Raw genomic sequence first — 19,808 nt, forward strand, 5'->3', positions numbered from 1 at the left:
GGTCGGCGCGGGTGGCTATCGCGCCTGATCGGCCTGGGGCAGCGGCGGCATCTGCTGCTCGTACTGCTGCATGCCCATGCGGTACAGCTTCAGCGCGAAGTTGGAGGCGCTGCGGCTTTCACGGCTGGCATAGCGGGCGTGGCGTTCGCGTTCGGATGCCGTCATGCGCAGTGGCACGGGCCTGTCATGAAGCACCGGATCCGCAGGGATACCGGGCACGGCTCTGGGGGAGTGCATGGCTGTCATGTAGTATTTGGGATGGTTTGGATGGTTTGGTTACACGCTGACTGCATCATTGCTTGAAATTTCGAGCATGTCAATTGATGAATAGAAGAAATTTCGATCACATCGGTGAAAGGCTGAGGCAGGAGCGTCTGCGTCTGGACGTGGCGCAGCTCGCCATGGCCGACGCCTGCGACGTCTCGCGCGGCACCCTGGCCACCTGGGAGAAGGGCGAGCAATCGCCCAATGCGGCCGCCCTGGCCGTGATGGCGGGCCTGGGCGTGGATGTCCTGTATGTGGTCACGGGCCAGCATGCGAACGCATCGGTCCAGACCCTGGCGCCCGACGAGCGCGAGCTGCTCGATTGCTACGGCCGGGCCGACGATTCGGGCCGCGCCGCCATCATGGCCGTGGCGACCCTGGCCGCGCGCTGAACGGCCTGCGCCGGCCGCTCCAGGACGCGCTCTACCCGCCCCTCTCGCTCACTTGGCGCGTGTCTCCAGCGTCAGCTTGGAGGTGAAGCCGCCGTCGCCCAGCTCGTGCTGGATCTTGACGACCAGCCACGGCGTGTCATCGATCTCTGCCTTGAATCCCTGCAGCTTCAGCGGCGTCTGCGGCATCAGGTCGGGCCGCGCCAGCGCCAGCTTCAGGCCCATGGTGGCCTTGGCGCGGTTGATGCGGCCCATCTCGGCCTTGGCGGCGGCCTGCGCCTCGGCCTCGCTGCCGTAGGTGTCCTTCAGGCGCTTTTCGTTGTCTTCGGCGCCCTGCGTGGCACTGCGTTTTTCGGCGCGATCCGCGTCGTTCCAGTACGCGCGAACGCCGCTGTAGTCGTTGCGCGCGGCCGTGTGGTAGGCGTGGCTGTCGCCCTCGGCGCGCGTGAGCGTGGCGGCCTCCACGGTCTGGCCGCCGGCGGTGATCTTGCTGTCGATGGCGATGAAGGCCAGCTTGCCCTTCTTGACCGTGCACACGGCGTCGTACTGCCGCGCCAGGCGGCTGCAGAAGTTCAGGTCGCTTTCGTGGGTCTGGTCGATGTGGTCCACGCGCAGGTTCTCGAACTGCGCGTCCACGCGCACCTGCAGGCCGTTGCGCTGCGCAATGCTGCGCACGATCTGGCCCAGCGTGCTGTTGTGGTAGCTGTGCTCGGAGCGCGTGCGCAGCTGGCGCTTGAGCTCGGCCGAGCGCGCATGCACCACGATTCTGTCGGGCGCACCCTGGTGCTCCACCTCGTCCACCTCGTAGGTGCCCTTGTCGACCAGGCCGTGGCCGGCCCAGCCCAGCTTCAGCGCGATCTTGGATCCCTTGCCCGGCAGGGCCAGGCGCCCATCGCTGTCGTCCAGCGTGATGTCCAGCTTGTCAGCTTCTTCGCCGCGCGATTCGGACAGCGTCAGGTTCATCAGCCGCGTGTCCACCTGGCTGGTGATGTTGCGCCCGTCCAGGACGATCTCGTACTGGGGCTTGGCGTGCAGGTATTCCTGTGTGGCCATCAGATCCACCATTCCCAGAAGTCGTCATCGGGCCAGGGATCGACGCCGCCGCCGCCTTCGGCCAGGTGGTCGTCCACGCGGGCCAGCTTGAGATCGAACTCGATGCGGCGCGGCTTGCCGCCCGGTGTGTAGTGCGTGCCGGTCTGCTGCAGGCTCTCGATGACCCAGGCGCCCAGGATGCTTTCGCCGCCCACCAGGGCCCATGCCTTGCCCTGGTCGGCCATTTCGCGCAGGTCGTCCAGCGACTTGGCCGTGCCCCGGAACTCGGGTGCGAGCACGCCGGTCAGGCCCAGCGTTTCATCGCCTGGGCCCAGCGACTGGCGGGCGGGGCGCGCGCCCACGCGGCTGTTGCTCGGGTGGCGCCAGGTGCTGCTGCGCACCAGCTTGTCGAATGCCAGTGTGTCGATGCCGAAGGCAAACTGGCCCAGTGTGATCAGCATGCTCATGCTCCTCAATCGATATCGGACAGCTGCGACAGCACGCTGGAGCGCCTGGCCATTTCGCGGCGGTCCAGCTCGGCGGCCACGGCGCGGGCAATGGCCTGCGCATCCTGGCCGGGCGCAGCGTTGACGGTGATATGGATGGTGGCGCCGGCCACCGGGGCCGGTGCCGGCGCGGGTGCAGCGGCGCTGGCCAGCGGCGGGCGGCTGTCGATGCGCACGGCGCCCGTGTCGGCCAGGGCCGGCATGGCGCCCGTGGCCAGCGTGGCCGCCGTGGCTGCAGCAGCGACACCCTGGCGCAGTGCGCCGGCGCGGCCCTGGTCGGGTGCCGACGCATCGCCGGACTTGAACCATGAGCCCACCGACGAGGCCAGGCCGCTGATGCCCTTGCCGGCCAGGTCAGAGACCACGCCGAACAACCCGCCCGTGGCGCCATCGAGGCCGGCCTTGCCGGCCTCCAGCAGCGTGCCGCCGACGCCCTTCCAGTCGCCGGCCTTGAAGGCGGTGGAAAGGCCGTCCCAGTTCTGCATGATCGAGCCGCCCGCGCCCATCAGGCCGCCTGCGAGCCGGCCCATGGGTGTCATGCGCACCAGGCCCATCAGCGATGCGGCTGCACCACCCAGACTGCCGCCCAGGCCACCGCCGACGGCACCCAGGCCGGCGCCCAGCAGGCCCATGACGGCGCCCGCACGGCCCTTGCCGGCCACGCCTTTGGCTGCGCCTGCACCGCCGCCGAAGATGCGGCCTGCAGCGCGGCCCGCGCCGGCCAGGGCGGTGCCTATGCTGCCCATGGCAGCGCCGCGGCCCATCATGGCCAGCGACAGGACCACGGCTCCCAGCCCGCGCCTGAGCACGCCCGCAGCGTTGCTGGCCATGCGCAAGCCTCCCGACAGCAGACCCATGGCTCCGCCACCGCCGCTCATCATGGACAGGGACAGGACCACGGCGCCCACGCCGCGCCGGAGCACGCCCGCAGCGTTGCTGGCCATGCGCATGCCGCCGGCCAACAGGCCCATGGCACTGCCGCCGCCGCCCATCATTCCCAGCGACAGGACCACGGCCGCCAGGCCGCGCCTGAGCACGCCCAAGGCACTGCTGCCTGCGCCCATGGCCGCGCCCAGCAGGCCGAACACGGTGCGCGTGAGCAGCAGCGGCGCCAGCAGGCCGAACAGCACGCTGCTCACCAAACCGACGCCTGCCACCAGCAGGCCCAGCACGGCCACGATGCGCAGCGTCCACTGCACGATCTGGGGATGCTCCTTGACCCAGGCACGCATGCCTTCGGTCATCTCGCGCAGCGTGCCCAGCACGGCCTTGAGGTCGGACTCAATGGTCGAGCCCATGTCGCTCAACAGGCCGTTGTAGCTGTCCTTGACGGACTCGTATTGGGCCGAGACCGAGTCCTTCATGATGGCCACGCGCCCATCCAGATCCGCCTGTGACTTGAGCTGGGAGGCGATCTGCTGGTAGCCGCCCGGGCCCTGCTGGAGCAGCGCCTCCAGGGCCTTGCGCGTCTGCGCGTCGCCGCCGGCCAGCTTGTCCAGCGCAGCGGCGCGCAGCTTGTCGCTGCCCAGGCTCTGCAGCTTTTGCAGCTGGGCCATCATCTGCTCGGTGCCGCCGAACTGGCCGCTGGCGTCCTTGAAGTCCAGCGACACGCCCTGGCTCGCGAGCATCTTGTTGACCTGGCCCAGTTTGGCCGGGTCCATGGAGTTCTTGACCAGGTTGCCGACGGCCTTGCCGGCGGCCTCGCCGCTGATGCTGGCGTCGTTGAGCATGAGCAGCAGCGGCGCGAACATCTGTCCCGACCTTGCGCCCTGCTGTCCCAGCTGCGGCAGGGCCTTGCCGATGGTGTCCAGGCCCTTGACCATGCCTGAGGGGTCCAGTCCCAGGTGGGAGGTGCGCTGCACCGTGTCGGCCAGTGCGGCCATGTCGCCCGCGCTTGCGCGGGTGGCCTGCTGCAGCTGCGCCGCAAACTCGCCAGCCTCCTTGGCGGGCATGTTCAGCACCGCGCCCAGGTTGGCCGCCTGCCGGGCCACGCCGCCCAGCACATCCTGCGAGGACACGCCCTGGCGCTGCAGCTGGTTCATCATCACGATGTAGTCGGCCGTGCTGCCGGGCATGTCGGTGCCCAGGCTCTTGGCCATGTCCAGCACCTGCTGGTAATCGGCGCCCGGCTTGCCGTTGCTGCCCGCCATGGTGGCGCGCAGCTGTGCGGCGGCCTGGTCGTCGGTCATGAAGGCCTGGCTCACGGCGCGCACGGGCGCCAGCATCTTGCCGCCCGTCTCGCGCAGCGCCTGGCCGCGATCGGCCAGGGTCTTGCTCTGCTCGCGCAGGGCGTCGATCCTCTCCAGCCGCTGGGCGGCCGGTGCCACCACCTTGCGCTGCTTTTCCATCTGGGCCGTGGTGGCGCGGATGTCGTTGTGCAGCTTGCGCTCTTGCGCCGACAGGTTGCCCGTGTCCACGCCCGCGCCGCGCAGGCCTTCGCGCATGTCCATCAGGCGCGATCGCTGCGTGGCGCGCAGCAGCGCCAGGCGCTCTTCCTCGACCTGGGCCGAACGCAGCGCGCGCAGCATGGCGCGCGAGGGCTGCTCGCCCGCGCCCGATTCCAGCCGCAGCTGGGCCATCTGCTGGCGCGCTCCGCGCAGCCGTGCCGTGGTGTCTGCCAGGCCGCTGCGCAGCGCGCGGTAGTCGCCCAGCTGGGTTTGCTGCTGCTGCAGCTTCTTCAACTGGTCGACCGTTTCCTTGAGTTCCCGGGCCGTGTTGCTGCTGGTTCTGCCCAGCAGCGCCAGGGGCTGGTGCACGCGCTCGGCCTGCTTGAGCACCTCGTCCAGGCGCAGGGTGTCAACGGCCATGGAGGGCTCCCTGGCCGGTGCGGTTTTGGCGTTGGGTGGAGGTCATGGGCAAGGGGCGTGCAAGAGAGGGGCGAGAGGCGGGCGATGGAGTGGAGGTGGTGCTCAGTCCTGGCTCAGTCCTGGCTTTCGTAGCGCTCGCGCGCCCGTTCATGCCATTGGCCGAGTTCGGCCAGCGACATGTCCTCCATGTCCGCCGGCCGCCAGTGGAAGACCATGGCCAGGTCGGCCATGGCATCCTCTACGCGCTCGGGAATTGCTCCCTCTGCGCCTTCGGCACCAAAAAAGAGGCCACCTCCGTACCCAGGGTCACCAGGTCGGCGGGGTCCAGCTGCAGCACTTCGGCCTTGTGCAGCATGGGCTCGGTCACGCGCGGCAGCAGGGTCTGCAGCGCGGTCACGTTCATGTGCAGCAGCTCGACCAGCGACAGGCCGCGCAGCGCGCCGGCATTGGGGCGGCGCACCAGCACCCGGGCCAGGTCGCCGCCGGGGCGCTTGAGCGGCACGTCGAGCGTGATCTCGCGCGCATCGCCCGATGCGAGGGCGGCCGCATTGGCGGCAGCCTGGTTCTGGAGGTCTTCCTGGGGCTTGGTGGTGTCCATGGTGTGTCAGCGTTCGGGTGAAGAAAAGAGGAGGACCGGGCCGGCCGGCCCGGTCAGTTGAGCCAGGCTCAGATGCCCAGCGCGGCGCGGACCTGGGCCAGGCGGTCGATGCCGTTGACGACTTCGACGAAGTTGACCGGATCGATCTCGATCAGCACCTGGCCGTTGATGGACAGGCGGTAGTAGCTGACGGCCAGCTTGTACTTGATCTCGGTCTTGTCGCCGGCCTTGGCCTTGCCGGGGTCGAACTCCGAGAAGCGGCCACGCATGACCACTTCCAGCGAGTCCACGCCTTCGCTGTCATCGCCCTGCAGGGCGCCGGCGAAGCGCAGCAGCACGCCGTCGTGGCGCAGCGTGCCCCAGGTGGAGATCAATTCCTTCATGTAGCCGGCAGCGGTCAGGTCGGCCTCGATGGCCTCCATGCCGAAGTCCAGGCTGACCTCGCCGTTCATGCCGCCGGCGCGGTACTTCTCCATCTTGCGGGTGAGCTTGGGCAAGCCCACTTCGGGCATGTCGCCGATGTACGAGTTGCCATCCACGAAGGTGGCGAAATTCTTGAGAGAGCGGGGCAGTCCCATGGTGCTTTTCTCCTGTGTATCCGGTGTGTTCGGTGTATTGGGTGTGTCGGGTGCGGCCGCCGTTTACTGGCCGGTGCCCACGCGCAGGGCGAAGTCGGCGAAGTAGCGGTCGGTGATGCGCTGGCGAAAACCCAGGTCCTCCAGCGGAGGCACGGGCGTGTAGTCGTAGTCCAGCACCAGCTTGCCGGCCTTGAGCGTGGCGGTCTCGTTGACCGTTTCGTCGTACCAGGCCTTGCCGTCCAGGATGTAGCCCAGGGCCTTCAGTTCGCGGAACTTGGTGTTGATGCCTTCCAGGATGTCCTTGACCAGGCTGGGGTGCATGGGCTTGTCCACGGCCCAGAAATGCGCCTCGGCCATGGTGTCGGCCAGCACCTGCGCGGTGCGCACGCTGGACTCGAAGCGGAACAGCTCGCTGTCCGTGCAGGTGCGCGAGCCCCAGAAGCGGTGGCCCTGGCTCTGGATCAGCGTGGTGATGCCGGCCTGGTTGAGGATGCCGGCCTCGGTATCGGGGCTTTGCAGGTCCCAGTGCACATCGCGCGAGATGCCCAGCACGCCGGACAGCGGCACGTTGGACAGCGTCTTGTGCCAGCCCTGCTCCTGGTCGATGCGCGCGCGCAGGCCCAGGGCGTAGGCCACGGGCGAGGCGTCCTGCACGGCGGCGGTGGACAGGTCCAGCGCCTTGAAGCCGGGCCACAGCAGCATCAGCTCGCGCTGGCCGAAGTGCTCGCGGTAGGCCTGAGCCTCGGCCACATCGTTGCCGATGGCCGCCGCATACGCAAAGCCGCGCAGCTTGATGGCCACGGACGCCAGCGCGTCGGTCACGGCCTGGCTGTCCAGGCCCGGCGCGCCCAGAATGCGCGGCTTGACGCCGAGCTGTGCCTGGGCCGCCAGCAGCGCCTGCAGGCCCGTGTACTGGTTGCCGGCGGTGGTGCCGATGACCTTTGCATCCTGGTCGGTGCGGCGTTCGGCCTCGGTGGCGCCTTCGCCATCGGCCACGCGCACGACGACCAGCACCGGGCGGCACTGCTCCTTGATGGCGTTCAGCGCCTGGGCCAGCGTGCCCTTGGTGCCGGCCTTGCCGATGGCCGCATCGACCTTGGTGACCAGCACCGGACGGTTCAGCGGGAAAGTGGCCGCATCGGCGTCGCTGGCCGTGGCCACGAGGCCGATCACGGCCGTGGACACGATGCGGATGGAATTGATGCCTTCGCTCACTTCCGTGACGCGAATGCCATGATGGAACGGGGCTGTCGCCATGGTGTTCTCCGGGTTGGGGGGTGGTTGGGCCGTGGGGCTGTCGTCAAAAAGGGGTGGTCACGGCTGTTCGTGGGCTTGTACGGGGCCGTCCAGGATTTCCTGGGCGCGCCCCGCGGCGATGAGTCCGAAGGCCTCGAACTGGCGCAGGCTGTCGGCCAGTTCGGGGTCGTCAAGATCGAGTTGCCGCGCCTGCTCGATGTCCTTGAGCAGCGAGCGCAGCGTGGCCGCGTTGAGCCGGTCGGCCTCGCCCGCCTCGGCACGGTCCACCACGGCCCACTCCAGCGCCGTGCGTTCGACCACGGTGAAGCGGCGGCGCAGGGCGTGGGGGGTGATGCGGCGGGGGGCGGGTTCGTTGGACGCTGCCTGGTCTTCAGGCAAGGCCTGCGCCACGTCTTCCCAGTGCGTGCCGGTCCAGCGGCGGCCGAGCACCGAGGTGTCGTAGCGGGGCAGGGGCAGCAGGTCGGGAGCGTTGAGCTCGGCGTGCGTTTCGGTGATGGCGAAGGCCAGGCCGGCGGGGGTGAGCTGGGCGTAGTGGTGGGGCATTACTTGAACTCCACCACCTGGATATCTATCACTCCTGCGCTGTAGATTTTGTAGTCGGAGCCCATTAAGTAGTTCCAGCAGCGGAGCACTGTTGGACTCAGGATCTCGCAATCGAAGACCATTGCACTGACATTTGGATTCACCTGCCTTATTAGTACTGTGGTTTTCTGAGGGTTGATGGCCGCGATAGCAACGTCTGAGTAGTAAGGCGCACTGCCGCTAGGCTGAACGCGAAGTCTTTGCAAGCTCTTCAGAACACTGCTGTTGCTGACCTGACTGTTCAAGCCTGCAATCTCGCTGCGTGCACTTGCCACGGCACTGCTCAACGCAGCAATCTCCGCCCGCGTCTTCACCAGATCGGCACTGATGACGGCATCCAGGCTCATGCAGGCACCTTCGCGCAAGCTGCGGTGTTGGCGGGATCGACAGTGATGGTTTGTGTCATGCTGAAGTTCATGCAGCGAAGGCGGCCTGGTTGTCCTTGCAGGGCTTGGTGCCTGCCGCCTGCAAGGCCGCTGGCGCTGTGCCCGGGTTGCATTGATGTTCTCGCGGCGGGGGCTTGGGCACCAGCGACCTTGGCTGTGCCGGAGGGCTGCACAGAGGCTTGGTTTGGCGCTGGTTCGGGGTGCCGACCAGGAAAGGAAAAGCCCCGGCCACTCAACGGGTGCCGGGGCTTTTGCAGGTGGAGATGTCAGGGGCGTTCGCCAGGCTGGACGGGTGCCCCGAGGATCTCGCTTGCGCGGCCTGGTGCGATCAGTTGCAGCTCCTCGATCAGCCGCACGCCGGTGGCTACGTCCGCATCGTCCAGGTCGATGAAGCCGGCCTGCTCCTGGTCCTTCAGGCAGGCGCGCAGCATGGCGGCATCCTTGCGCTGCTTCTCGCTGGTGTCGGCACGGTCCACGGCGGCCCATTCGATGGCCGAGCGTTCGGCCAGGGTGAAGCGGCGGCGCAGGGCCAGGGGGGTGATGTGGCGTGGGTCTGGATGCTGTGGCAAATCTGGCAGGATCGGCGGCTTCTCGTAGGGGTGTTCTATCCAGCCGTTGCCGGTCCACAGGCAGCGTGTGGCGCCGGGCTCTTCGGGCATGTCGGTGCATGCTGGTGCCAGCGTGGTGCAGCGTTCACGCCAGGTTTGGTGCTCACCGACATACCAACCCCAGAGGTCATATTCATAGTGCATGGTAGGTCTCCATGGCATCTGGGTTGATTTCGTAGCGTGCGCCAGGGACGTTGGCGCTTGAGTTGAAGAACAGACCGGTTCCCCCCACCTTGGCATGTATTCCAGGCGGCGTCTCCGAGGAGCCGCTGGAACTTGGCGTGTAGAAGGAGGGCATTAGCCGGACGCGGGTTCCTTCCCTGATTTCAAGCAATACGAACCGGCCAAGATCGCCGGCCACCCCGTTGGTGAGGCGCGCACCTATGTACAGTGCGCCGTCATATATGGATGCTTTGTCGGAGCATTGGGCGATATAGCCCTGGTGTCCGAAAATCATGCCAGTGGTGCCTGCTCTCCAGTTAATGCCGTCGTCCGAGATCACGGTTGAGATGGATCCACGCGCCACATCAAGTATCACGAAGCGTCCATCAATAACATAGGCTTGGCGAGCGGTACTAGAGCCATAGTTGCCTGGCAAATCTGTCAGCGCCTGGCTCAGATTGGCTGTAGCCTGCCAGCTGGTTCGCCCATCCTGACTGGCATAGGCGCGGTCACAGTAGTAGTCCAACACCAAGTAGCGGCTGCCGTTGAAAAGCATGTATTTCCACTGGCGAGATTCTGGAAGGGGAAGCGTCTCGCAGCCGCCCGTCACCGTAAACAGATAGTAATATTGGGAGGAGTTGAGACCAAACCCATAGGCACCCGCAGCTACGACATTGATTAATGTCGTTCCATTGAGGGCGGTAGGCCAGGTCAGGCCGTTGTCATTGGATATGCTGACTGTTTGGCGGTTGTTCCACCACAGCAAAATCGTTCTGCCGATATTAGAGATACTGGAGACGTTGCTGGCACTGGAGCGCAGTACCCATGTCTTGAGATCGGCAGAAGTGTAGACAGAAGCTCCCACGCTGCCATTGATCTGTGTCCCTGCATATATCTCGCCGTTATGGCAGACAGATTCCAAGAAGTAGTTTGGGCTGAAGGCTGGCAGCATCCGATAAGGACTGTCCCCACCCACCCGAATCCCCGGTGCAAATCGCTCCGGGCCTTTCCACACTGGCCGTGACCGCAATTGCAGCCCCATGTCCTTTTGCAGGCTCTGCGCCAGCCTCCGCACCTCGCTGTGCGTCACCACATCGAAACTCATCCCTGTACCTCCGTCGCATTCACCCCCGACACCCGCCCCGTGGCGGCGTCGTAGGCATAGGTTTCCGTACGCACGCGCCCGCGGTAGCTGGTCTGCTGCTGGGAGACGCGGCCGGCGCCGTCGTAGCTGACGGCGGTGGTGGCGCTGAAGCCGTTGACGCTGCGCGTGATGCTGCTGATGCGGCCCTGGGCGTCGTAGCCGAAGCTTTCGCTGGTGGCGCCGTTGGCCGGGCCCAGCGCGAGGTGCTCGGGGTTGAGCTTGACGTTGACGCCGGCCACGCCGTTGACGCTGGCCACCTTGCCGGTGCTCAGCGACTGGACGGCGGTCTCCAGTTGCTCTATGCGGTGAGCCACCACGTCCATTGCGTCCTGCACGCCCTGGGAACTGGCCTTGGTGTCGATGAGCTGGCGCGCTGCGGTCAGCGCCTGGTCCACGTCCTGCACGGCCTGGCGCAGGCGCAGCACGTCGTCTTCCAGGCGGTTGTCGGGGTGGGGCAGGGGCCAGCCCTGCGCTGTCTTGTCGTCGTGCAAGGTCATATCACGATGGCTCGCAGGTTGGTGACCTGGGGACGGGCGCTGTGGCTGCCCGTGAGGACCAGGCGGACACGCAGGCGCTCGGCGTTGATGCCGGCCAGGCGGTAGGTGATCTCCAGCACGCCGGCGGTCTGCGGGCTGGTGCTCAGGTAGGGGACGTTTACCCAGGTGCTGCTGCCCTCGGCCTGCATCTGCACGACCAGGGAGCTGCCAGCGGGCAGCACGGCCTCTGCCACTACGCTGAGCGTGGTGTTGCTGCCGGCGTTGATGGTGGGGCTGATGTAGTCGCCGGTGTTTTGCAGGCTGGCGGCGGCCAGTTGCATGCCGGGCAGCAGATGGGCTGCCAACTGGGTGTTGCCCGAGAGCTTGGCGCGCACGGCCACTTCGCCGTTGTAGCGGCTGGCCAGTTGCACGGGCTGGCCGGCTGCGGCCTCCAACGTGGTTCCATCCTCCAGTTGCATGGCGAAGACCACCTGCGAGTCGGCTGCCGGCAGCATGGCGCCGGCCTGCACCATGAGGTCGGTGGCGTCCTCCACGGTGACGCGGCCCAGCTCGACGGTGCGGGTGTTGGCCGTGTGTTCAGCCGCCAGCAGTTCGAAGGCGAGATCGCGCGTCTGGTGTGGCGTCCAGGTGCTGGCGTTGCTGCTGGACAGCAGCACGCCCACGCTGTAGGGCTGGCTGGTGACCCATTGCGCGCGGGCCTGGTCCCAGCCACCGAGTTCGGCCACGGCCACGGCGGTGGTCATGTCGTTGGTGAGGATGACGATGGCGTATTCGACGCCGGCCTCCAGCAGCTGCGGCGCCCATTGCGCAAGGGTGGGCTTTCCTGCGGCGACGTCGGCCCGGATCTGCTCCGGCTTGAGCACGCATTCGGAGATGACGCCGCGCGAGGGAACGCCGCCTGTGACTTCGCGCAGTTGCACCTGCACGTCCTCTTTGCCCGGAGTCGTGAACCACAGGCGTGTTCCGCAGACTTCGCGCGTGGTGCCCAGTGTGAAGGTCTGGGCCAGCGGATCCCAGCCGTTGGTCAACATGATGACGACCACCACCGAGGCCAGCGTACGGCTGCGCAGCGTGCCTTGACCGGTGAAGATGGTTTCCGCATGGCTGCCGCCTCGGCCTGTGAAGCGCACGGCCTTGGTGCCTGCGGGCACGCGAGCCGGGATCTTGAACTTGCCTTTCAGACCTTGTTCCGTGGCCACCAGAGTGCCGCCTGCCAATGGCTCTGGCGTGACGGCGATGCCATCGAAGGTCACTGCCGTCAGCGTTTCGCCCACAGGGAAGTCGATCCAGAACTGCACCTCGATCTGGCGCAGGAACTCAATGTTCTTGGATGTGTCCGAGAGCACACGCTCGGACTCTCCGCTCCAGAAGCTTGCGATGATGGGATTGGCCCAGGTGGTCTGCACCTCGGTCCAATAGTCCACGGCGGGCGTCAGCCTGGTGGAGCTGGGCAGCGGGTCGAAGGCCCCGTAGGGGTTGACCAGCATGGTGGTCGTGCGGCCCAGCTGGCTGAGCACGGGCACGGCCTGGTAGGGCGTGGTCTGGGGTGAGGTGATGTCGGTGCCGATCTGGTGCAACTGCACATTCAGCGGCAGGCGCAGATGGCCACCCAGGATATGGCCGGTCTGCGCACGGCCTGCATCCCGCAGGCTGTCATCCAGCATCGGATCCGCAAACAACCCCTTCTTGACCCCGCTGTGCCGCCCCGACACATCCACCGACAGCCTCAGCTCGGCCAGGTCGGCGTAGATGGTCTGGATGTGGTCCTGGTAGGCCTTGAGGGTCTGCATGGGCACGACGCGCACGGCGTCCTGGTCCACGCGGCGGTTGCTGTCCCAGCTTTGGTAGACCGAGGCCAGGGCCAGGGTGCCGCTGGGTGCGGCCGGAACCTTGGGCGACCAGGCGGCGGGCACGCCGGGCACCCACTGCAGCTGGCCTTCGCTGTTGAGCACCAGGCGGTCGTAGCGGCGCAGCGCGTAGTGGTAGCTGACCAGCACCAGGGTGTCCTTGAGCGCGCCTTCCACGGTGAAGCCCGTGGAGTCCACGGCCGTGGGCGTGGCGTTGAGCATGTACTGGTAGGTGACCTGGTAGGTGCTGCCGGGCACGGGCTCGGCGCCCGAGGGGCTCCAGTCGATCTGGCCGCCCACCAGCTTCCAGTCCGTGCCCTGCACGTAGGTGGTGCCGGCCTGGACCACGCTGTCCACGGCCAGCACGGCGTTGTCGGGCAGCGGGTCGGCCGCGCCCGTGAAGCCGCCGTGCGTGAGCGTGACGGTCTTGCGCGCCTGCACGCGCACCTGGGGCGTGCCGACAGCGGGCTGGCGGTCGAAGCGGATGCGCTGGGCGGCCGTGCCGGCCGAGGTGTGGGGCTCGCTGTCCACGAAGAACAGGTCGGGCTTGGCCTCGTAGACCAGGCGGCGGCTGGCACCCAGCTCCAGCGGATGGCCGTTGACGCGGGCGGCGCCCTCGCGCACGGTGTAGACCTGCTGGCCGGTGGCCAGGTCCTCGCCCATGATCACGTCCAGGCCGCGCACCACGTAGGTGCCGCCCGCGCTGTCGCGGTCATAGCGGGCCAGGGCCTGGGTGACGGCGTCGATGTTGGGCGGCGGCTCCTTGGGCATGACCGAGCCGTCGATGATGGTCCACACGGGATAGAAGGTGCCGGCCGTGCCGTCGCCCTGCGCACCCCAGACCAGGGTCACGCGCTCGCGCAGCGCACCGGGCTCGCCATAGCCGCGCGTGCCGGCGGCGGGGTTGAGCAGTTCGGGGTCCTGCAGCTCGGTGACGGTGTCAGTCTGCAGGTAGGCGCCCACGTAGACCGTGCCCACGGTGGCCACGGTGAGCGTGCCCGGCGTGATGCCGCGCACGGCGCCGGCCACGTAGAGTGCGCCGGCCTCGATGGTGGTGGCGCCCGTGTCGGCGGAGGTGATGCACTGGCAGCCGCGGACGATGTCGCCCTCCTTGAACAGTACATCGGTGATGCCGCGCAGGCGGTGCTGCTGCATGCTCTGCAGCTCGTTGAGTTCGGCCGATTGCAGCACGCGGTCGGCCGCGAACTGCAGCCTGTCGTAGCGCTTGCCGGCGTCGAAGCGGTCGTAGATCTTGGTCTGGCTCATGGGGTGCCGTTCAGAAGGGGAGGATGATTTCTTCGACCTGGCGCACGCTGCCGCTGCGCAGGATCCGGGGGCGGCGCTCCAGCGTGTACAGCTCGCCCTTGCCGGTCAGCTGGCTGGCCAGCACCCAGCGCTGGCCGGGCGGCACGTCCGTGGCGACCTGGGTGCCGAAGAACACGCCCATCTCGCGCACGTCCTCGCCCTTGGCGTCGTCGAAGCCAAAGGCCGCACGCAGGTAGACGAAGGTGGTGGGGGTGTCGCTGACGCTGTAGCGTGCGCCGCTGGGCAGCTCGATCTCGCCGTTGTCGTCGGGCCGCGCAAAGCGCACCTCGGTGACCAGACGGCGGCCGATTTCGTCGACCAGGGCGTTGGCGGTGATGGGTTCGGGCTCGGGCGCGGCGTCCCAGGCGGGCAGGCCGCGGCCCCAGGCGATGTGGATGGTCTGGGCGGCGACGGCCTTGGCGAGGGCGATGCGGCCCGCTTGCTGCAGAACTGCCATGTTCAGGGTTCCTCGGGTTCTTCGGTGGTGGTGGTGCGGGTTTCGAAGGATCGGCGCCAGGGCGTGCTGTCCCAGCGTCCGGTCCAGGTACGGGTGTTGTCGTGCGGGCGCTCGGTGCTGGCCCAGGGGTGCAGGCTGGCCAGGGCCAGCGGTGCGGGTACCGTCCAGGCGCTGTGGGTGGCCATGGCCTGCGCGGGAATGGGCCGCAGCGGCGCGTAGTAGGCGGGCTCGCCCGTGGTGGTGGCGTTGACTTCGGTGATGCCCAGGCTGGCGTCGATCAGGATCTCGCTGTCCAGCGTCCAGGCATCGAGCAGCATGCGGTCGGCATAGGTGGCGATGGTGGTGACGCGGAACAGGTGGGCCGTGAGCACGCCGTCCGAAGGCGGTGCCTCGGTGCCGGTGCGGCGGGGCAGGCCCTGGCTGAGCTTGACGGGTTCGCCATACGGCGACACATCGATCCAGGTGCCGCTGTCGTTGTCCAGCATGCCGGCGTCCAGGCCCGGGCCGTGGTCCAGCCGCAGCGGGCGCAGGTCGTGGCCGTGGAAGACGCGGTAAAAGCGCACGTGCGCCGGCAGGCTGGCGCGTACCACATGGGCCACGCTGGCCAGCTCTGCGTCGCCGATGATGCGGCCCAGGTCCAGGTGCAGCCAGGCACCATCCTCGTCGAGCTGCGCGCCGTCATAGCCCAGCCAGCCCAGCGCACGCTGCATGGACGCGGCCGTGCCGCGCTCGCGCAGCCAGGGCAGGCCGTTGGCGATGAGGGCGGGCACGTCGTCGAAGTAGCGGTCGAACTGGGCAATGCCCCATTCGGCCGCCAGCCAGGGCAGAAAGGCCGCAGGCTCGCCCTGGGCCGGCGCGGGAAAGGCGCCGGCCAGGCCGTCCCAATTCGGGACGACCTGGTCCACGGCCTTCTCCAGCGCCGTGGCGTTGGGCGGCAGCACGTGGCGGCGGGGCGCAGTCGGGGCGATGGCAGCGGTGCTCATGCCTGCAGGCCCTCGTCCACCAGCTGGACGCGGCCCAGCACCGGGTATTCGTCGGCAGCCAGCGGCGTGAGCTCGGCCGGGGCCTGGGCGTCGGGGTAGGTGACGCGGGCAATGCCGTCCACATGCAGGCGCGTGGTGATCCACGAGCGCGGCACATCGCGGCCCAGCAGCGCGTAGGCCGCAATCTGGGCGGCCAGGCCGGCCTGCAGGCGCGCCACGATGTCCACGGGCGCACCGGGCTCGCGCAGCAGGTGCGCCGTGATGTCGATGGGGTGCGGGCGCGCCAGCGATACCGACACGGGCACGCCCAGCGGCCGTGCGCCTGGCGCATTGAGGGCCGACAGCACGATGGCCAGGGTCTCGTCGGCCTGTGCGGGCTCGACCAGCCACAGCTGCACGCTCACGCGGCCGGGCTGGGGTTGTGTGGCGATGGCGCTGTGCACATTGGCGCTGGCCGTCATGGCCAGGTGCTCGTAGTGCTCGGCCGTGCCGCCGCCGGCCAGCGCGCGCACGCGCAGCAGGATGCGCTGGCGGTAGCGTTCGTCGCTTTCGCCGGGCAGTCGGGCCACATCGTAGAAGGCGCCCTTGTGGTCCAGGTCCGAGCCCTGGGCGAACGCAATCAGGTGCGCACGCGCCGCATCATTGACGCGCGCCCGGTACAGCAGCTCGCGGTAGGCGTGCGCCTCCAGCAGCTTGTTGAGCGGCTCGCTCTCCAGCGCCAGGACCTCGGCGGCCTCGGGGTGGCGCGCCAGCAGATCGGCGCGGTGGGCGTCGAGGATGCGCTCGAAATCCAGCGTCTCGACGACGCCGGGCGGCGGCAGGGCGTCCAGTGCAGGGGTCATGTCTTGCTTCATGGGAGAGTGCGGGCGATGGGCATCTGGAGGCTGAGCGGGGCCGGGCGGCGCGTGTTGTTGAAGGTGCCGATCAGCGTCAGGTCGGCGCGCCCGGGTGTGGCCGGATCGCGCTCGATCACGATGCGCGTCAGCCGGATGCGCGGCTCCCAGCGCATCAGCGCGCTGGCCACGGCGGCGCGCAGGCGCGCCTGGGTGGCGTTGTTGTCGGGCTGGTCCAGCAGCGCCGGGACCAGCGATCCATAGTCGCGGCGCATCACGCGCGAGCCGATGGGCGTGGACAGGATGTCGGCCACGCTCTGGCGCAGATGCTCCATGCCCTCGATGCGGCGGCCTGTGTGGCGGTTCATAGCGGCCCCTGCGTGATGGCGTCGCCCGCCCTGACGCCGCCATGTCGGTGGCGCAGCAGGCTGATGGGGCCGGTGGTCACATCGGGCGCGCCGGCCAGGCCCTGCGCATTGACGGTGGCCGAACCGCCACCGGCCTGCAGGCTGATGCCTTGCTCGTCGATGCTGATCACCGAGTTGCCCACGCGCAGCGTGATGCCATGGGCCACGTTGATGTTGAGACGGCCCGTGGTGCTGTCGTGTTCCATGAAATCGGTGGGGCTCCACTGCGTGTGGCACACCCCTTCGCGGTCGCTGGGCTGGGCTGCGGCGCTGCTGTAGATGCCGGTCAGCGCCACGGCGCCCAGCAGGTCGCCGCCGGGCGACAGCAGCACGCACTGCTCGCCCACCGCAGGCGGCCACCAGACGCTGGCGTTCTCGCCCGCGGCGCGCATGGCCAGCCAGGGAATCCAGTTGGTGGTCAGGTTGCCGGTCTTGACGCGGCAGCGCGCAGGGCGCGCATGGCGGACTGCGGCGATGGTGCCCGTGCGGATCAGCCCCTCCAGGCGGCGGATGATCTCGTACGGGCTCTCGGTTTGTGCGACGGGCGAATCCATGGCGTTCATGGTGCCGGCCTGGCCCTTGCGTGTCGCCGTGTGCCGGGCGTGGCGCACGCTGCCACATGCAGCCCGGCGCGGCGCCTGCCGATGGGCCGGGCGCGTGCCCAGGCCCGTGCTCAGCGCGGGTCGTAGTTCCACTCGGCCACCTTCTCGCCGAACAGGAACAGCTCCCACAACTGGCGCTGTGCAATGTCGAGCTGGCCCGGCGGCTCGGGCTTGTAGATCAAGTCGAAGGCGCCGGGGCTGCCCTCGCGCGGGCGCGCCAGCACGGCCTCCACCAGGTCGATCTCGATGGCGAGCTGCTGCGGCTGCGATGCGGCTGAAGGGTCCGTGGAAGGAGGCGCAATGTCGAAGCGGATCGCCTGCTCGCGCCTTTCGGCATGGTCGAACAGGTCGGGCTGGTGGCGCCGCGCCCAGACCAGCAGCGGCACGGTCACGGCATCGATGCTGCCGGTGAAGTCCGCAATCACCAGGCTCAGCGTGTAGCGGTATTCCCAGGAAAGGGACGGCGTGCCCGTGTTGACCACGCGGCCCCTCTGGATGGTGAAACGGATGTTCCCCGGCGACTGTTGCAACTGGGGCAGGGCAGCGACGAGCGCGTCGCGCAGGCTAGCGGGCTTGAGCATGGCGTGGGTCCGGGGTCATGGTGCTTGTCAGGGCGCTGGTCAGCGCGAGCCCGGCGTCGTAGGCGCGCTCGCAGGCGCTGCCTCGGTGGCGGGCGTCGTCAGCAATGCGCGCCAGCGCTCCCGCTCGTTCGTCAGCGCGGCGCTGCAGCTCGGCGAGCAGATCGAGGGCTGCGGTGTCTGGCGCGCACTGTCCGGCAGTGGCGCGAGCCTGGGCGGCGGCACGGTGGGCGGTGAGGTAGCTGGCGAGGTCGCCGCGCAGCCGGCCAGCAGCAGCGCGGGCAGCATCGGCATCCGCCGCAGCGCGCGCCAGGGCCAGGTCCGTGTCGCGTGCAAGAAAGTCGATGCGTTCACGGTAGGCTCCTTCCCGTTGTCGATAGCGTTCGGATGCGTGCAGCGCGGCGGTGGCAGCGGCCTGGCGGTCGGTCGCCAGATCCGTGCGCGCCTGCGCCGCGTCGCGCTCGGCACCCAGCCGCGCCAGCGACTGCCAGACCAGCAGTGCCGCCAGCAGCAGGGCCAGCAGCTGCCAGGCATGGGTTTGCAGGCGGTCCATCAAGGCTGGGCCTCCATGCAGGCCGCGTGGCGCGCCTGCTGGCGTGTCCACACGCCGCGGCATACCTTGTTGCCGGGTGCCGAGCAGTCAAAGCGCCAGCGCGTGGGCCGGCCTGCGCCATCCCATCGATAGGCGCTGAAGCCCTGCAAAGGCTGGCTGCTGGTCATGAATCGCCAGGACAGATAGGACTGGCAGGCGCCGGCGTAGTCGCCAGCCCGTGTCCTGGCCAGCATCGAGGAGCCGCGCCAGGCCCCGCAGCCGTACTGGCCTGCGAAGTCCACCGCCTGGGCGAACTCGGCCGGGTGCACCTGCGTGTCACCCAGCGAATCGCGCACACAGGCGCCGTACTGCTGCTCCAGCAGGTTGATGGCCAGCTCGCGTGCCCGTTCGCGGGTGATGGGCGGGTCGGCCAGGGTCACGCGTGTGCCGTCCTCGTAGCGCGTGGCGCCGTGGCCGATGGTGGGCACATCGCCCTGCACGGGAATGATGGGCGCCGCACTGAAGCCTTCTGCGGCAATCCAGGCAGCAACGATGGCCGCGCCAATGCCCAGACCTGCCGCTGGCATGCGCGCTGTGCTCATGGGGCCGCTCCGGTGTCTGTGGCGGTCGAAGACGCCTTCCTGCGCGCAGCGTCCTCGGCCTGGCGCGCGCGCCGGTCCTCGCGCTCATTGCGCCAGCGCCACAGCAGATACACGGCCTGCAGCAGCACGTAGACGATGGTCAGCGCGGTGGCGGTATGGGTCATGGTCCAGCCATTGGCCACGTTCGCGGCCACGACGGTGACGGGAGGCGCGGCCTTGGCGCCTTCCAGGGCGGCGGTCTTGACGATGGTTTCTCGGTCCATGTCAATCCCAGAAACTGATCAGGGGCAGGCTGGGGGCCTGGGCGGGTTCGGTCAGCTCGACGGCCAGGCCGGCGGGCAGATGGGGACCGTGGGCCGACAGGCCCGGGTTGCGCTCCAGCGTGGCTTCCACCACGCCGCGCGTGGCGCCCAGCTGGCGCATGCACAGCTCGTCCAGCGTTTCGTATTCACGGGCAATGGCCAGCATCAGGCGCGCTCCCTGTGTGCAGGGTCGGCGGGAGCGGCGGCACGGGCCGGTGGCGGTATCGCCTGATCCGGCGCGGGAAAGGGAATGGCAAGACTCACTGAAGCTCCTCGTGGGCCGGCCCGCGCGGACCTGTTCCTGGTGCACCCGCCATGCGTGTGGCTGCGGATGCCGGGAACGCCTCAGGCCACCGGATCGCGGTGGCACCGGGCAGGCGGTATGCCGGGTCCGGCGCGCGGGCCGGGTATGAATGCCATGTTTGCCGACGGGAGCAGGCCCGGCAATCGCTGCAGCCTGTGCGCGCTGCGGGCACGCCAGCGGCCGTGCCGAACGCAGAAATGACAAGACCCCGCAGGGCGGGGTCTTGTCATGGTGGGGGTGAGAGGG

25 protein-coding genes are annotated in these 19,808 nt (G+C 68.5%); 1 reads left to right on the forward strand and 24 read right to left on the reverse strand.

Annotated features, from left to right (window positions below):
* Positions 1–15 precede the first annotated feature (15 nt).
* Positions 16–237, reverse strand: coding sequence for a hypothetical protein (locus ACF8LI_RS21585; RefSeq protein WP_224986487.1), 222 nt, complete (start codon positions 235–237; stop codon positions 16–18).
* 86 nt (positions 238–323) lie between these two features.
* Here ACF8LI_RS21585 and ACF8LI_RS21590 point away from each other — a divergent pair, with 86 nt between their 5' ends.
* Positions 324–656, forward strand: a complete 333-nt coding sequence (locus ACF8LI_RS21590; protein WP_012204502.1) for a helix-turn-helix domain-containing protein — start codon at positions 324–326, stop codon at positions 654–656.
* Positions 657–704: 48 nt separating this feature from the next.
* Here the strand turns inward: ACF8LI_RS21590 and ACF8LI_RS21595 are convergent, their stop codons facing one another.
* The 23 genes from ACF8LI_RS21595 to ACF8LI_RS21705 all read right to left on the reverse strand — a co-directional run bounded on the left by ACF8LI_RS21595 (position 705) and on the right by ACF8LI_RS21705 (position 19,424).
* Entirely contained in the window at positions 705–1,706 is a 1,002-nt protein-coding gene (locus ACF8LI_RS21595; protein ID WP_392414052.1) for a contractile injection system protein, VgrG/Pvc8 family, read from the reverse strand.
* On the reverse strand, positions 1,706–2,146 hold the full coding sequence (locus ACF8LI_RS21600; protein WP_012204504.1) for a phage tail protein: 441 nt from the start codon (positions 2,144–2,146) through the stop codon (positions 1,706–1,708). Before ACF8LI_RS21600 ends, ACF8LI_RS21595 begins: the two co-directional genes overlap by 1 nt.
* An 11-nt stretch (positions 2,147–2,157) precedes the next feature.
* Complete coding sequence (locus ACF8LI_RS21605) at positions 2,158–4,998, reverse strand: phage tail tape measure protein (RefSeq protein ID WP_392414053.1); 2,841 nt, start codon at positions 4,996–4,998, stop codon at positions 2,158–2,160.
* 113 nt (positions 4,999–5,111) lie between these two features.
* Entirely contained in the window at positions 5,112–5,228 is a 117-nt protein-coding gene (locus ACF8LI_RS21610; protein WP_012204506.1) for a GpE family phage tail protein, read from the reverse strand.
* An 8-nt stretch (positions 5,229–5,236) separates the two neighbouring features.
* Entirely contained in the window at positions 5,237–5,596 is a 360-nt protein-coding gene (locus ACF8LI_RS21615; protein ID WP_012204507.1) for a phage tail assembly protein, read from the reverse strand.
* A 68-nt stretch (positions 5,597–5,664) separates the two neighbouring features.
* Positions 5,665–6,174, reverse strand: coding sequence for a phage major tail tube protein (locus ACF8LI_RS21620; RefSeq protein WP_012204508.1), 510 nt, complete (start codon positions 6,172–6,174; stop codon positions 5,665–5,667).
* 63 nt (positions 6,175–6,237) lie between these two features.
* Positions 6,238–7,431, reverse strand: coding sequence for a phage tail sheath subtilisin-like domain-containing protein (locus ACF8LI_RS21625; protein WP_016450710.1), 1,194 nt, complete (start codon positions 7,429–7,431; stop codon positions 6,238–6,240).
* 57 nt (positions 7,432–7,488) lie between these two features.
* The gene (locus ACF8LI_RS21630) at positions 7,489–7,974 is read right to left on the reverse strand and encodes a hypothetical protein (RefSeq protein ID WP_392414054.1); all 486 of its coding nucleotides are present in this window, start codon (positions 7,972–7,974) and stop codon (positions 7,489–7,491) included.
* Positions 7,974–8,360, reverse strand: coding sequence for a hypothetical protein (locus ACF8LI_RS21635; protein WP_160855525.1), 387 nt, complete (start codon positions 8,358–8,360; stop codon positions 7,974–7,976). The genes ACF8LI_RS21630 and ACF8LI_RS21635 overlap by 1 nt, the downstream gene beginning before the upstream one ends.
* A gap of 305 nt (positions 8,361–8,665) precedes the next feature.
* Positions 8,666–9,151: a hypothetical protein gene (locus ACF8LI_RS21640; RefSeq protein ID WP_392414055.1), complete on the reverse strand. Its 486-nt coding sequence runs from the start codon at positions 9,149–9,151 to the stop codon at positions 8,666–8,668.
* A complete protein-coding gene (locus ACF8LI_RS21645; protein WP_392414056.1) occupies positions 9,141–10,274 on the reverse strand; it encodes a hypothetical protein in 1,134 nt (377 codons plus the stop codon). The genes ACF8LI_RS21640 and ACF8LI_RS21645 overlap by 11 nt, the downstream gene beginning before the upstream one ends.
* On the reverse strand, positions 10,271–10,810 hold the full coding sequence (locus tag ACF8LI_RS21650) for a hypothetical protein (protein WP_047327083.1): 540 nt from the start codon (positions 10,808–10,810) through the stop codon (positions 10,271–10,273). Before ACF8LI_RS21650 ends, ACF8LI_RS21645 begins: the two co-directional genes overlap by 4 nt.
* The gene (locus ACF8LI_RS21655) at positions 10,807–13,923 is read right to left on the reverse strand and encodes a DUF4815 domain-containing protein (protein ID WP_343740058.1); all 3,117 of its coding nucleotides are present in this window, start codon (positions 13,921–13,923) and stop codon (positions 10,807–10,809) included. The genes ACF8LI_RS21650 and ACF8LI_RS21655 overlap by 4 nt, the downstream gene beginning before the upstream one ends.
* A gap of 10 nt (positions 13,924–13,933) precedes the next feature.
* Entirely contained in the window at positions 13,934–14,419 is a 486-nt protein-coding gene (locus tag ACF8LI_RS21660; RefSeq protein WP_012204516.1) for a hypothetical protein, read from the reverse strand.
* 2 nt (positions 14,420–14,421) lie between these two features.
* Positions 14,422–15,402 carry a phage tail protein gene (locus tag ACF8LI_RS21665; RefSeq protein ID WP_392414057.1) on the reverse strand — a complete coding sequence of 327 codons (981 nt, stop codon included), beginning with the start codon at positions 15,400–15,402 and terminating at the stop codon, positions 14,422–14,424.
* On the reverse strand, positions 15,399–16,244 hold the full coding sequence (locus tag ACF8LI_RS21670; RefSeq protein ID WP_392414058.1) for a baseplate J/gp47 family protein: 846 nt from the start codon (positions 16,242–16,244) through the stop codon (positions 15,399–15,401). The genes ACF8LI_RS21665 and ACF8LI_RS21670 overlap by 4 nt, the downstream gene beginning before the upstream one ends.
* A gap of 8 nt (positions 16,245–16,252) precedes the next feature.
* Entirely contained in the window at positions 16,253–16,603 is a 351-nt protein-coding gene (locus tag ACF8LI_RS21675; RefSeq protein ID WP_216295735.1) for a GPW/gp25 family protein, read from the reverse strand.
* Entirely contained in the window at positions 16,600–17,337 is a 738-nt protein-coding gene (locus tag ACF8LI_RS21680; protein ID WP_392414059.1) for a phage baseplate assembly protein V, read from the reverse strand. The genes ACF8LI_RS21675 and ACF8LI_RS21680 overlap by 4 nt, the downstream gene beginning before the upstream one ends.
* A complete protein-coding gene (locus tag ACF8LI_RS21685) occupies positions 17,316–17,825 on the reverse strand; it encodes a phage tail protein (RefSeq protein WP_065347902.1) in 510 nt (169 codons plus the stop codon). Before ACF8LI_RS21685 ends, ACF8LI_RS21680 begins: the two co-directional genes overlap by 22 nt.
* The gene (locus ACF8LI_RS21690; protein ID WP_392414060.1) at positions 17,809–18,375 is read right to left on the reverse strand and encodes a DUF2514 family protein; all 567 of its coding nucleotides are present in this window, start codon (positions 18,373–18,375) and stop codon (positions 17,809–17,811) included. Before ACF8LI_RS21690 ends, ACF8LI_RS21685 begins: the two co-directional genes overlap by 17 nt.
* Complete coding sequence (locus tag ACF8LI_RS21695) at positions 18,375–18,956, reverse strand: glycoside hydrolase family protein (protein WP_392406921.1); 582 nt, start codon at positions 18,954–18,956, stop codon at positions 18,375–18,377. The genes ACF8LI_RS21690 and ACF8LI_RS21695 overlap by 1 nt, the downstream gene beginning before the upstream one ends.
* Positions 18,953–19,219, reverse strand: a complete 267-nt coding sequence (locus tag ACF8LI_RS21700; protein WP_016445084.1) for a hypothetical protein — start codon at positions 19,217–19,219, stop codon at positions 18,953–18,955. The genes ACF8LI_RS21695 and ACF8LI_RS21700 overlap by 4 nt, the downstream gene beginning before the upstream one ends.
* A 1-nt stretch (position 19,220) precedes the next feature.
* Positions 19,221–19,424, reverse strand: a complete 204-nt coding sequence (locus ACF8LI_RS21705; protein ID WP_043824232.1) for a tail protein X — start codon at positions 19,422–19,424, stop codon at positions 19,221–19,223.
* Positions 19,425–19,808 lie beyond the last annotated feature (384 nt).

The organism is Delftia sp. WSY_12 (assembly GCF_043104645.1).
GTDB lineage: Bacteria > Pseudomonadota > Gammaproteobacteria > Burkholderiales > Burkholderiaceae_C > Comamonas > Comamonas tsuruhatensis.